This window comes from Actinomyces sp. S6-Spd3, from assembly GCF_000758755.1.
Taxonomy (GTDB): Bacteria; Actinomycetota; Actinomycetes; order Actinomycetales; family Actinomycetaceae; genus Pauljensenia.
The window spans coordinates 1-691 of the sequence record NZ_JRMV01000202.1; the positions used below are offsets into that span (position 1 = coordinate 1).

The window sequence follows — 691 nt, forward strand, 5'->3', positions numbered from 1 at the left end:
AGGCGATGCTGGATTCGGCCGCGTCTGGTGAGGCTGTGAAGCTGTAGTTCAGTGCTTTGGTGCAGGGGCGGTTCTGCTTCGATTTGGAGCGGGGCTGCCCCTGTCCTTATCTTTGAGTGTGGTTAGGGGGAGTTGTTGTTCGACAGAATTAGTTCGTATGTGAAGAGTGTCGCGGCTTCTTCTCCGTTCCTTCGTCACGTCTTGACACTTGTGACGGGTACGGCACTTGCACAGATGGTTGTCTTCTTCATGATGATGATCATTACCCGGCTTTATGGGCGTGAAGCCTTAGGAGAGTTGGGGACCTTCAACTCGATAGTAGCTATCGCAGTTGCGATTGCTGCGGGGCGCTATGACATGGCGTTGATGCTCGAAAAAGATGATCGTGACGCAAAAGTAGTAGCCATGCTGGCGCTACGCCTGATCGCGATCAACTCGCTAGTAATAACTGTTTTGGCGTTCCCTCTACGTGATGTGGTAGCCAAACTTTATTCTGAATCGGTTGCAAGCTGGATGCCTCTAGCTGGCCTGACCACATTTTTTATGGCAGGCGCAACTTTGTTTCAGTATTGGTACAACCGGAAAACTGATTACAAGACCATCGCTAAAAACCGTGTGGTGCAACAGGTTGGAACCAGTAGCGGTCAGGTGGTTTTTGGATGGGCAGGTATTCATACCCTTCCCGGCCTGG

1 protein-coding gene is annotated in these 691 nt (G+C 51.2%); it reads left to right on the top strand.

The features are described from left to right. Window positions 1-135 precede the first annotated feature (135 nt). Window positions 136-691, top strand: a 556-nt coding sequence (locus HMPREF1627_RS01730; protein ID WP_034500583.1) for a lipopolysaccharide biosynthesis protein, incomplete at its 3' end; no start/stop codon positions are given.